At 34.5% G+C, this 12,417-nt stretch carries 8 protein-coding genes, 2 tRNA genes and 2 rRNA genes (1 of these 12 cut by a window edge); 8 read left to right on the top strand and 4 right to left on the bottom strand.

The genetic code is table 11. From position 1 onward, the window contains the following. Positions 1-16 precede the first annotated feature (16 nt). The 3 genes from R3L15_RS02430 to R3L15_RS02440 are packed head-to-tail and all read left to right on the top strand — an operon-like array spanning position 17 to position 2,577. Positions 17-175: a YqaE/Pmp3 family membrane protein gene (locus R3L15_RS02430; protein WP_125467102.1), complete on the top strand. Its 159-nt coding sequence runs from the start codon at positions 17-19 to the stop codon at positions 173-175. 29 nt (positions 176-204) lie between these two features. Beyond that, a complete protein-coding gene (gene lipB / locus R3L15_RS02435; protein WP_338733017.1) occupies positions 205-918 on the top strand; it encodes a lipoyl(octanoyl) transferase LipB in 714 nt (237 codons plus the stop codon). Between the two features lie 60 nt (positions 919-978). Further along, complete coding sequence (locus R3L15_RS02440) at positions 979-2,577, top strand: T9SS type A sorting domain-containing protein (RefSeq protein ID WP_338733018.1); 1,599 nt, start codon at positions 979-981, stop codon at positions 2,575-2,577. A gap of 50 nt (positions 2,578-2,627) precedes the next feature. On the opposite strand, the gene R3L15_RS02445 is transcribed toward R3L15_RS02440, so the two are convergent. From R3L15_RS02445 to R3L15_RS02460, 4 genes are all read right to left on the bottom strand, one after another. Then, a complete protein-coding gene (locus R3L15_RS02445; protein WP_338733019.1) occupies positions 2,628-3,677 on the bottom strand; it encodes a nucleoid-associated protein in 1,050 nt (349 codons plus the stop codon). A 106-nt stretch (positions 3,678-3,783) separates the two neighbouring features. Continuing rightward, entirely contained in the window at positions 3,784-4,332 is a 549-nt protein-coding gene (locus R3L15_RS02450) for a hypothetical protein (protein WP_338733020.1), read from the bottom strand. A gap of 146 nt (positions 4,333-4,478) precedes the next feature. Then, positions 4,479-6,905, bottom strand: a complete 2,427-nt coding sequence (locus R3L15_RS02455; RefSeq protein ID WP_338733021.1) for a ribonuclease HII — start codon at positions 6,903-6,905, stop codon at positions 4,479-4,481. 30 nt (positions 6,906-6,935) lie between these two features. Continuing rightward, a complete protein-coding gene (locus tag R3L15_RS02460; RefSeq protein ID WP_338733022.1) occupies positions 6,936-7,535 on the bottom strand; it encodes a ribonuclease HII in 600 nt (199 codons plus the stop codon). A 71-nt stretch (positions 7,536-7,606) separates the two neighbouring features. Here R3L15_RS02460 and R3L15_RS02465 point away from each other — a divergent pair, with 71 nt between their 5' ends. From R3L15_RS02465 to R3L15_RS02485, 5 genes are all read left to right on the top strand, one after another. Next, complete coding sequence (locus tag R3L15_RS02465) at positions 7,607-9,571, top strand: putative porin (protein WP_338733023.1); 1,965 nt, start codon at positions 7,607-7,609, stop codon at positions 9,569-9,571. A gap of 759 nt (positions 9,572-10,330) precedes the next feature. Then, positions 10,331-11,856, top strand: a 16S ribosomal RNA gene (locus R3L15_RS02470). A gap of 81 nt (positions 11,857-11,937) precedes the next feature. Continuing rightward, a tRNA-Ile gene (locus tag R3L15_RS02475) sits at positions 11,938-12,011 on the top strand. 100 nt (positions 12,012-12,111) lie between these two features. Continuing rightward, positions 12,112-12,185 (top strand) — tRNA-Ala (locus tag R3L15_RS02480). A 177-nt stretch (positions 12,186-12,362) separates the two neighbouring features. Next, positions 12,363-12,417, top strand: a 23S ribosomal RNA gene (locus R3L15_RS02485) (it continues 2,766 nt past the right edge of the window). Together the 16S and 23S rRNA genes with 2 tRNA genes alongside form the textbook arrangement of a ribosomal RNA operon.

Genomic DNA, 12,417 nt, shown 5'->3' on the forward strand with positions numbered 1-12,417 from the left:
TTAAAATAATCATCGTATGAGTTTTTGGAGAGTCTTACTTTCTATTTTATGTCCGCCGTTAGCTGTTTTAGATAAAGGTTGCGGTTCTATTTTAATTGTATTTTTGCTTTGGCTTTGTGGCTGGGTTCCTGGAGTTATTGCAGCATTAGTAATTTTAAATAATCCTAAATCGTAACCCATTATTTTTCCGTATTTTTGTGCGCTATGAATAAACAAATAGAGTTACAGGAATTAGGGAAGAAAGATTATAAAGAGACTTGGGACTATCAGGAATCTCTTTTTAAGTCTATTTTAGATTTAAAAATTAGAAATAGAAGAGAAGCTCTTAACTTAAAAACACCCAATTACTTTTTATTTGTCGAACATCCACATGTATATACCTTAGGGAAAAGTGGCGATATGTCTAACTTATTGATAGATGAAAAGCAGTTAGCCGAAAAGGGCGCGACTTTTTATAAGGTAAATCGTGGTGGCGATATTACCTATCATGGTCCAGGACAAATTGTTGGGTACCCAATTTTAGATTTGGATAATTTTTTTACCGATATTCATAAATACTTACGCTTTTTAGAAGAAGTTATTATTCTCACCCTTGCCGAGTATGGTTTAAAAGCCGAACGTAGTAAAGGCGAAACTGGTGTTTGGTTGGATGTAGGAACACCATTTGCTAGAAAAATTTGTGCTATGGGCGTTCGTGCCAGTCGTTGGGTAACCATGCATGGGTTTGCGCTAAATGTGAATGCCGATTTAGGTTATTTTGATAATATGATTCCTTGTGGCATTCGTGGAAAAGCGGTAACCTCCTTAAATGTAGAGTTAGGACAAAAAGAGGTTAATGTAAACGAGGTAAAAGAGAAACTTCTCAAGCATTTTAAAGCATTGTTTGAAGCGGAATTTGTGTTAAAAAATAACGTTTAGATATCGTAGAGATACATTCAATTGTTTTATATTTAACATTTTAACCAATTGAATTTATCTATGAAACAATGTTACGTATTACTTTTTACCTTATGTTTTTTCAATCTTAGTATTGGCCAAAACACCCTTTTTTACACGGTAGAATCTATTCCTTATCAGTCTTTTCAAGGCGATGCAGAAGTTACTTTTAATCAAGATGATGTCTATTCTGATGTAATTAATATTCCCTTTGACTTTAGTTTTAGTTCTTACTATCAAGGCTTTTTTTACGAAGACTTTTTTTCTCAGCTAGTTATTAGTTCTAATGGTTCCATAAGTTTTGATACTAGTTTAGCAAATGGATATTGTCCGTGGGCTTTTAGTGACACCTTACCAGTAAGTGATAGTAATCATAATTTAGCCCAAATGAATATTTTTGGGCCGTTTCATGATATATATAATATGGCTCCAGGGGTAGATAACGGAGTAGTGTTTACAGGGGTTTCTGGTGAAGCGCCCCACAGAAAATTCTACGTGGTTTATGATAGTATACCACAGTTTTCATGTACAGAATTATTGTCAAGTTCTCATGTTGTATTACACGAAACTACTGGAATTATAGAAGTCTTTATTTATGATAAACCACTTTGTGACTGGAATGGCGGTAATGCGGTAATAGGGTTACAAAAATCTATAGGGGGAGATATTGTTGCAATTACACCAACAGGAAGAAATACAGGAGCTTGGGAAACAAGTTCTGAAGCATGGCGTTTTACACCTGCTTCAAATTTTGATGTTGTTATTTGCGATGTGGATAATAATGGTGTAGAGCAGTTTGATTTAGACCCTTACAAAGCGAACATATTAGAACTATTTAATTTATCTCCCGATGAAAATTCTATAACTATTTTAAATGAGAATGAAGTCGTTGTATCTGGAAGCGTAGCATTAACTACAACTCCAATCGATTATACAATAGTGATAAATCCTGGAATAGCTGAAGAAACATTTCAATTAACATTGTCTGCTATAGATTGTACGGCTGATGCAGATACCGATGGCATGCCAAGTGATATGGAAGACGTAAATAATGATGGTAATTTAGCTAATGATGATACTGATGGCGATGGAATTCCCAATTACTTAGATGATGATGATGACGGTGACAATGTGTTAACTAATATAGAATTGGTTTTTGGTGATGGAAGAACGATCGAAAATAGCACTTCATCTCCTACATTTTTAGACACAGATAACGATGGAATTCCAAATCATTTAGATTTTGATGATGATGGTGATGGGATCTTATCCATCGATGAAGATTATAATGAAAATGGAGACCCAACAGATGATGACTTAAACAATAATGGTGTTCCAGATTATTTGGATGCGCAACAATTGAATGTTGAGGAATTGAGTTTGGAAACTAACTTATTTACACTTTATCCTAATCCTACAAGTACCGATATTAATATTGCTTTTCCAGAGCAATTACAAGTTGAAAGTAAGTTATTAGAGATAACAATATACGATTTACAAGGTAGAGAAGTGATACAGTCTCAACAACGCATTAGTAACAATAATGTTGCATTAAATATTTCTAATTTAGCCTCCGGAAATTATATTTTAATGGTTAAAATAGATGGTTTACAGAAAGCAAAAAAGTTTATAGTCGAATAATATTTTGATTTGCTAAATAAAAAAAAGCACTCAAAATTGAGTGCTTTTTTTTAGCCTTCTTCGTTAAAATACACTTTGTAGTAATGCATTTTTTTCTCATCGTCGTAACCGCGTTCTAGATATTCGCTGGAAGCGTCTGGTGCATCAATATCCAGTTTTATTTGAATGTTGGTGTCGAGCTTAATATCGGTTTTTAATTTGCGTTTAGCTTTTTTTACCACGTTTTCAGCCACGTCAAAGTGGTTGCGAATAACAACATCAAGCTCGGTTTCAAAGCTTTTTTTGTAGTCATCAAAAAGGGTTTTGTGTTTGTCTTCTTCAAAAATATCGTCTTTAAACTCTTCTACATTAACACTTTCGTGTTCTTTAAAATAGTCGATGGTTTTTGCAAGGAAGGTGTTTTGTTCTTGGTTGCCGTAGGATGTTTTTAGTACTTCTTCAGAAAAATCTCTACATAACTCGATATACTGTTGGGTGTGTTGGTTGGCATCGTCAGCATATTTAACGTTTAAAAAGTGTTTGGTCCAGTATTGGGCATCATAATTATTATTGTCGGCACTTAATACAATATGGCCTTCACCATCACTTTGATTTAAAATAAGACAGCCTTTATCTACCTTTTTACTGCTAATTCCTTTTTGTACGACAATATCGTAACTATTATTTTCTAAATAGGTTTGAAAAAAATTGACCTTATTTTCAATTTTAAAAATGCCAAGGGCATTGGTGGTTATCTCGTTAAATTCAATACCTTCAAAAAGTACGATAAGCACATCGCCTGTTTTTATTTGGGCAGAATTAGACTGCTCGAATAAATGCTCTACAATGTGTTTTGAAGTATCTATAAAGGTGTCTTCATCTGAAAAAATAGCAGTGCTATAGGTGTTTATTTCGTTTAAACTAATGTTGGCATGATGACTAAAACGGTAGCTTTGCACTTCGCTAACAAAAGGTTTTAATAGAAATGGTAGCATGAGATCGTAACTATCATCATCAAAATGAATAAGGTTTTCGGAAAACGCATTTCTGGTATGGTTAAATTTATTACCTACTTTATGCAAAATACATTTTGCAATTGCGGCATTTTTTCTTGAAATCATAACATAAAAATTAGAGTACAATACTAATCATTTCCTTGTAAAAAGGGTGTAAAAAAAAAGCCGAAGGTTCTAGCTTCGGCTTTTTTTATTTAAGACTAATTGATAATTAGTCTTCTAATTCAAAATGGTTTATTAATTCTTCGTGACTCATTTTTGTATAATCGATAGATTGTGTTCTATTGGTAGAGCTATTAGAACTATCAATAATAAAATATTTCACTTTGCTAACTGAAGCTCCAAGAGTACCACTAGTTTGTGCTGAATAAATAGTTAGTAAATTTAGAGTGTAATCAAAAGTTATTAATTGATCTCCTCCATCACTTTCAAGCCAATTAAAGGTCATAGGGTACCAAGTGGCTTCTTCAAATAGTTGAAAATGTACTAGAATTAGGCTATTGTCTAATACATCTTGAGTAATATCTGTATCATTAATTTCATAGATGTTTGCTTGGGCACCAAGATACGACCCTGCTGTCCAATCTAAATAAGGACGACCAGGGTCTGCTTCAATAGTTTTTACAATAACGTTAGCATTACCGTCTTCTCCAGCTGGCCCTTGAGCACCATCTTCACCGTCTTCTGGTGAACAGGAAACACTAAAAATAACTAATAAAGCTAATGCAATTTGTTTAAGGTTTAACATAAATGGTTTCATAAGTATTTGGTTTTTAATTAATAAAGCGTGAATATAGCCAAATACTACCTTGATAAAATTGTTAATGTATAGTTGGTGCGAAGCGTTGTATAGTTGGTGTTAAATATTGTGTAAGTTGCAAGCGTTTAATTTACAGTTTTTTTAGTCTAGTTTATTTGATAGATTAAAATAGAATTATCGCTGCCTTTGGTTACAAATTCTAGGTTTCTGTCCTTATCTATATTATCGAGCTCTATTTTAGAAGCGCCGTAAACAGGGAAGTTGTCTATAGATTTTGCATTACTGTCAAATAGGTGAATTTTATTTGTTTGTAAATCGGTAATGGCCACGTAAATTTTATCGTATAAATAGAAAATTTCTGGTGCCGTATAGTTGCCGTAATCCATTTCAAGAGTTTTGTTTTTAATGGTTAAACGGTTTTCAGATTGCGCTACAAGTGTTTTAATGGTTGTGGTTAAATAGTGTCTATCGGTAAGGTTTAAGTCTCGAGATGCGGTATTTCCTTTTTGGTCTATGGTAACAAGAATACCATTTTTGGTGGTTGTAGCAAAGTTGTTTTGATATTCGTAAACAGCTTGATTAGAATAATTATATTGTTTTTTTGGTGTTATTCTAGTTTTTCCTGTTCTGTCTAAAATGTATAATTTATCGTTTGTTTTTAATATGATGTAGTCTTTTCGTCCTATTCTTATGTGCTGTGGCTGATGGACGATAGCGCTATTTGCCGATTTAAATGTGAAGCCTTTTACTGTTTTTCCTTTGGCGTCTATCATAAAAATGTCCTTGTCTTGAGTAATAAGTAAGCGGTACTTTTTGTTGTTATCGTAATCGAAAACCGAAAGTGGTTGAGTGATTTGGTCGTTAAACTTTATAGGAAATGGTTTTACATCATTTCCATTTCTATCAATAACATGAACTTTATTGGCGGTTGCAAAAGTTAGTTGCAAACGGCCATTTTTATACATGTCTATTTGGTTAATTTTACCTAAAATAGCTCCAGGAAGTTGTTTTTTCCAAAGAATTTTTCCCTTATTAGAAATTAAGTATAAATTGTTTTTTATGTCTTGAACAACAATTTCTTTTTCTTTGGTGACGTGGTTTTTTACAAATTGCGGGGTGTTAAGTAAGCGTTCGTTTAGTTTTATATTAAACTCTTCGGTAACCGAAGCTTCGGCAGCTTTTACTTTATTCTTTTTAATAATACCATGAATATGTGCAAAGTTATTGTCGTTAATAAACTGGACTGTGGCCCATTTGTAGTCATCGTTTTTAATGATAGCTTTTTCAGATAAACTTCGTTTTAAAATACGATTTAAGTGTGTGGTGTTTGCCGAGATTAAAAGAGAGCTTTCATCGCTTAGTTTTTCTGTAATGTTTTTAAAGTAGCTTTTGTCGCTTAATGTGGTGTTGTTTTGATAGTTGGCAATTATGTTTTGTAATACTTCAATATCATCACTAAACACAAAAAAGTTGTCTAGTACAATATATTTGTTTGCTTTAGTATAGTTAATAAAAGGGTAAAATGTGTTTTTAAATAATTTAGGTTCATTAAAACTTAAAATATCGATACTTCTATAGGTTTCAATATGTTGTTTGTTTAATGAAATGGCTTGTGATGTTGTGGTTTCATCTAAAGAGTTTAAAACAAGAGCTTGTTTGCTACCTTGAAAAATAATACCAATTTCTGTAATGCTTCCAAATAGGGTTTTGTCTAAATTAAGCGTGTCTGGGGTTTGATAATGAGTTAAGTTTTTATGAAAGGTAGTAAAGTCGTTAAAAGTTATGCTTAAAAAACCATCGCTGTTGGATGGCGTTACTTTATATAAGTCGTTTTTTTGCGGTGTTGTACCGTTAAAAACAGATATTAAACTTTTTGTAGAGTCGGTAGCTTTGGTAATACCATTAAATAAAAGTTCGTCTTGTTCTAAGTTAATATCTATTAAAGAAAATTCGGTAAACTTATATTTTAAAGTATCTTCAACGAAAAAATCTGAAAAAAATTGGGTTTTATTTTCATCTATAAAAACAGAAAGTTGGCTGTTATTGGTGGCTGTTTTAAGTAACGTTTTATTGTTGTTAGAATGTCCTTTAATTGAAGAAAGTAATAGTTCTTGTGTTGTTGCACCTATAAAAATACTGTCTTTAATAGTGGTGTAAAGTACTTGTTTGTCTATAGTTGCTTTTTTTAAGGTTTGATTTTTAGTTGTTATGGTTTCAATACTATGGTTAGGAATAGCGTCTAGTTTAAAAATGCTATCATTAAACTTGGTTAATACCGCATATTGCAATGTATTATTATTGTCTTCAGAAAACGAAATAATAGTTTCACCTTGATTGTTTAAGTGGTTTAGGAGAGATGTTTTGTTTGCAAGCTCGTTAAAAAGAGGCGTCTTGTTTAGTTGTTGTAAAAAATGATTGTTTTCAAGGTTACTAAACAAGTTTTGTAAGCCATTACTTTTTATAACAATAGAGGCTTCTTCTGGAATATAGCTATACAGATCCTTCTTTTCTTTCTTAGAAGTACAAGCGGTTAATAAACATATACATAGTAATAGATGAAAAACTGATTTCATGTAATGAAGGATTTTTTGCAAATATAAAAGTTATAACTCTAATTTTAATTGTTCAGGTAATAGTCTAAAAGATTTTCTATGATATTGAGTAATGCCATGGTCTTTTATAGCCTGTCTGTGTTCTTTTGTTGGGTAACCTTTGTTTTTTTTCCAGTTATACTGTGGGAATTCGTCGTGTATTTTAGCCATATAGTCGTCGCGATACGTTTTGGCAAGAATAGAAGCCGCAGCTATAGATAAGTATTTTCCATCTCCTTTAATAATGGTCTCGTAAGGAATGTCGTTAAAAGGTTTAAATTTATTGCCATCAACGATAATGTATTCTGCCGTTTCTTTTAAATTAGAAATAGCTTTATGCATAGCCAAGATAGACGCATTTAAAATATTAATCTTATCTATTTCTTTAGGAAAAACATGTGCTACAGCGTAAGTGAGTGCATGAGTTTCTATATAAGTTCTAAGTTCATAGCGTTTAGATTCAGAAAGTTGTTTAGAGTCGTTTAGTACTTTATGCTTAAAGTTGTCTGGTAAAATAACTGCAGCAGCCGTAACGGGGCCCGAAAGACAGCCTCTACCAGCTTCATCTGTACCGCATTCTAGTTTAAAGTCTGAATATTTGAGCTTAAGCATTTAAATAAATCTTAATAAGGTATCGTTATTATAATATATGTATATAAATTTGCAAGGTCTAAAAAATAATTATGAAGAAGCTTTTTTTGGCAGTTTTTTTAATATCGGTAGTTCATTTAGGATATTCTCAAAACAGACCTATCCTTTCTAAAGATAAAGATGCTACAGGGAATAATAGATTGGGTGAAAACAATCAGTACTCTACTAAAAGTACGAGTAATGAAAATATAAAAAATGAAGATGCCAAAATCGAGGACTATCTCATAATATCTAAAGAGAGAGATACCACAATAGTAGATACCACATTAACCATTTTAAAAGAGTATAAATTTAATTACCTACGAAAAGATAATTATGGTCTATTGCCTTTTTCCAATGTTGGACAGTCCTACAACACCTTAGTATATCATTTTAATGATACTAATTTAATGCCACTATTTGGAGCAAGAGCACGTCATTTTAATTATATGGAAATAGACGATATTAATTATTATCGTGTGCCAACGCCACTTACCGAACTTTATTTTAAAACAGCTTTCGAACAAGGACAACAATTAGATGCATTTTTTACCGTAAATACATCTGAGCAATTAAATATGTCCATAGCTTATAAAGGAGTTAGGTCCTTAGGGAAATATCAAAACATACTTACAAGTACAGGGAATTTTAGATTTACCACTAGTTACAATACTAAAAATAACAGATACGTTGCCAATGCACATATTGTAATGCAGGACTTATTAAATAACGAAAACGGAGGGATAACCGATAGCAATGTGCCTTATTTCGAATCTGGAGATCCCGAGTTTAAAGATCGTGCTGTTTTAGAAGTGAATTTTGAAGATGCCGAGAATATATTAAAAGGAAAACGCTTTCATTTAGATCATAGTTTTAAACTAATTCAAAAAGACTCCACATCTAGTAACCAATTAGCTTTAGGGCATATTATTTCTTTTGAAGATAAATATTACGAATACAATCAAACAAGGCAGAACGATTACTTTGGCGAAGCCTTTCAAGGCACCAATTTAAGAGATCGGGTGACACTTGAGAATTTTTACAATCAAGTTTATGCTAAATATGAAAACAAAACATTAGGAGAAGCCACCTTTAATGTTGCCCATAATAATTACAATTATGGCTACGATAAAGTAACCTTTATAAGCAACCAATATATAAGCAACCGTTTAAAAGGCGATGTTGTATCATTAGGAGGTACATACAAAAATACAATTGGGGCTTTTAATGTAGAAGGAAACTTTGGGTTAAATATCTCAGGCGATTTCGATGGTAATTATATAAGCGGAAAAGCTTCATATAATGTAACCAAAGATATCGGGTTGTCGGCAATGATTACCCATAGCTCTAAAGCACCAAATTATAATTATCAATTATACCAAAGTGTTTACGAAAACTATAATTGGCAATCAAACTTTAATAACACAGAAACCCAACAACTAACCTTTGCATTACAGTCTAACAAAATAGCTAATGTCTCAGTCGATTTAATTACAATAAACGATTATCTATATTTTAAAAAAGATGAAAGCTTAGGTTTAGTCAAACCTTTTCAAAACGATGCGTCTGTAAATTACTTAAAAGTTAATTTAGAAAAAGAGTTTACGCTAGGCAAGTTTTCTTTAATGAATACAATGACCTATCAAAACGTTAAAGATGATAACCAAGTTTTTAATGTGCCAGAGCTAGTAACAAGAAACACTTTATACTATTCCAATCACTTTTTTAAACGCGCCTTGTTTTTGCAAACAGGAGTAACCCTTAGATATTTTACCAGTTATAACATGAATGCCTACGATCCACTTTTAGCCGAGTTTTATGTGCAAAACGATCGAGAATATGGCGATTTCCCCAGATTAGACTTCTTTATAAATGCTAAAGTGCAACAAGCAAGAATTTTTTTAAAAGCAGAGCATTTTAATTCAGCATGGACAGGATACGATTTTTATTCTGCTCCAAACCATCCTTACAGAGACTTTGTAGTTAGGTTTGGTATCGTCTGGAACTTCTTTCTATAATATATATAAAGATAAGTTTCATACAAGATTCGTAAATACCAATACAATAATCATAACTCATCATTCAATATGGGCGTTCCCCTTCTCAAAGATCGGGTCGGGCTGTTCGCTATATCTTTTTTGTTATAACTAACAAAGTCGAGAAACAAAAAAGGATGCCACTTCCATCCCTAACGCATTTAGTGTTTAATTATAATATACCATAAGTATAATCTACTATAATATATAAAAAGTACAAAAGGGTAGAGCAGTAGTTATACTATATATGTATACTAGTTCAGGATGCTTTATTTGCGGTCTGCTTCCACATCAAACATCAAAAAACAAAATAATTTGTGTGGTAATAAAAAAAGATTTACTTTTAATGTCTTGTTTTTTAAGCTGGTAGATTTTAATTAAAAAAAAACTTCAAAAAAAGGTCGAAAAAAATTTGTTTAGAAGAGAAGGAAGGTTGTATATTTGCACCCTCGAAAACGCCACTAGTAGTGGTTAAAAAACGAGACGTTCTTTAAAAAATATACGGCACGAAAAAAAATTAAAAAAAAACTTCAAAAAGTTTTTGTAAATTAAAAAAGGGTTGTATATTTGCACCCGCTTTGCGAAACAAGGCGATAAAGAAAAGAAAAAACGTTCATTAAAATATTGAATTGACAGCGTAAGAAATAGTTTGGAAACGGATTATTTCAACAACGAGAGAACAAACCATTTTGAGTCCTTTTAGAATACTTATTCAAAGTTGTTAAAATTATTTAAGATTTAACGATGAAGAGTTTGATCCTGGCTCAGGATGAACGCTAGCGGCAGGCCTAACACATGCAAGTCGAGGGGTAACAGGGAAGAGCTTGCTTTTCTGCTGACGACCGGCGCACGGGTGCGTAACGCGTATGCAACTTACCTTTTACGGGGAGATAGCCCAGAGAAATTTGGATTAATATCCCATAACATATAGATAAGGCATCTTATTTATATTAAAGTTCCGGCGGTAAAAGATGGGCATGCGTTCTATTAGCTAGTAGGTGCGGTAACGGCGCACCTAGGCGACGATAGATAGGGGCCCTGAGAGGGGGATCCCCCACACTGGTACTGAGACACGGACCAGACTCCTACGGGAGGCAGCAGTGAGGAATATTGGACAATGGGCGAAAGCCTGATCCAGCCATGCCGCGTGCAGGAAGACTGCCCTATGGGTTGTAAACTGCTTTTATACAGGAAGAAACCCCTTTACGTGTAGAGGGCTGACGGTACTGTAAGAATAAGGATCGGCTAACTCCGTGCCAGCAGCCGCGGTAATACGGAGGATCCAAGCGTTATCCGGAATCATTGGGTTTAAAGGGTCCGTAGGTGGATAATTAAGTCAGAGGTGAAATCCTGCAGCTTAACTGTAGAATTGCCTTTGATACTGGTTATCTTGAGTCATTGTGAAGTAGTTAGAATATGTAGTGTAGCGGTGAAATGCATAGATATTACATAGAATACCGATTGCGAAGGCAGATTACTAACAATGCACTGACACTGATGGACGAAAGCGTGGGGAGCGAACAGGATTAGATACCCTGGTAGTCCACGCCGTAAACGATGGTCACTAGCTGTTCGAACTTCGGTTTGAGCGGCCAAGCGAAAGTGATAAGTGACCCACCTGGGGAGTACGTTCGCAAGAATGAAACTCAAAGGAATTGACGGGGGCCCGCACAAGCGGTGGAGCATGTGGTTTAATTCGATGATACGCGAGGAACCTTACCAGGGCTTAAATGTAAGTTGCATTAGTTAGAGATAGCTATTTCTTCGGACTACTTACAAGGTGCTGCATGGTTGTCGTCAGCTCGTGCCGTGAGGTGTCAGGTTAAGTCCTATAACGAGCGCAACCCCTGTGGTTAGTTGCCAGCGAGTCATGTCGGGAACTCTAGCCAGACTGCCGGTGCAAACCGTGAGGAAGGTGGGGATGACGTCAAATCATCACGGCCCTTACGTCCTGGGCTACACACGTGCTACAATGGCAGGTACAGAGGGCAGCCACTGCGCAAGCAGGAGCGAATCCACAAAACCTGTCTCAGTTCGGATCGGGGTCTGCAACTCGACCCCGTGAAGCTGGAATCGCTAGTAATCGGATATCAGCCATGATCCGGTGAATACGTTCCCGGGCCTTGTACACACCGCCCGTCAAGCCATGGAAGCTGGGAGTGCCTGAAGTCCGTCACCGCAAGGAGCGGCCTAGGGTAAAATCGGTAACTAGGGCTAAGTCGTAACAAGGTAGCCGTACCGGAAGGTGCGGCTGGAACACCTCCTTTCTAGAGAAAGACGACTTGAATAAACAAGAGGTTAAAACTTGGTTAGTTCTCTTGCTGTTAATTTAAAGATCTATATAGCACAGTCTCATAGCTCAGCTGGTTAGAGCGCTACACTGATAATGTAGAGGTCGGCAGTTCGAGTCTGCCTGAGACTACTAAATGGAAATTTTAGAGGTTGAGCACCAGTTTACAGTACACAGTTTACGGTACGCAGTAACTGATTACTGAATACTGATACTGCTGACTTAAAAATTGGGGGGATTAGCTCAGCTGGCTAGAGCGCCTGCCTTGCACGCAGGAGGTCATCGGTTCGACTCCGATATTCTCCACAAGAAATTAATAATTAATAATTATTAATTGTAAAGTTCATTGACATATTGGAAAAGATACATGAAACGATAATCAAATTAAATTTTGATTGTTGGGAAATTATTGTAACGAGCAATAATTAACGATTTGATATAATATTTATATTAAATATAAACTCATTAAAAAGACAAAAAGTACAATAAGCTAAATAAGGGCGTATGGGGGATGCCTAGGCTCTCAGAGGCGAAGAAG

Origin of the sequence: Mangrovimonas cancribranchiae (assembly GCF_037126245.1) — a bacterium.
In the GTDB taxonomy this organism is placed as follows: Bacteria; Bacteroidota; Bacteroidia; order Flavobacteriales; family Flavobacteriaceae; genus Mangrovimonas; species Mangrovimonas cancribranchiae.

Bases quoted from the DNA above. Each gene is read 5' to 3' on its own strand.
- R3L15_RS02430 (WP_125467102.1), top strand. From the start codon at position 17: ATGAGTTTTTGGAGAGTCTTACTTTCTATTTTATGTCCGCCGTTAGCT.
- lipB (WP_338733017.1), top strand. From the start codon at position 205: ATGAATAAACAAATAGAGTTACAGGAATTAGGGAAGAAAGATTATAAA.
- R3L15_RS02440 (WP_338733018.1), top strand. From the start codon at position 979: ATGAAACAATGTTACGTATTACTTTTTACCTTATGTTTTTTCAATCTT.
- R3L15_RS02445 (WP_338733019.1), bottom strand. From the start codon at position 3,677: ATGATTTCAAGAAAAAATGCCGCAATTGCAAAATGTATTTTGCATAAA.
- R3L15_RS02450 (WP_338733020.1), bottom strand. From the start codon at position 4,332: ATGAAACCATTTATGTTAAACCTTAAACAAATTGCATTAGCTTTATTA.
- R3L15_RS02455 (WP_338733021.1), bottom strand. From the start codon at position 6,905: ATGAAATCAGTTTTTCATCTATTACTATGTATATGTTTATTAACCGCT.
- R3L15_RS02460 (WP_338733022.1), bottom strand. From the start codon at position 7,535: ATGCTTAAGCTCAAATATTCAGACTTTAAACTAGAATGCGGTACAGAT.
- R3L15_RS02465 (WP_338733023.1), top strand. From the start codon at position 7,607: ATGAAGAAGCTTTTTTTGGCAGTTTTTTTAATATCGGTAGTTCATTTA.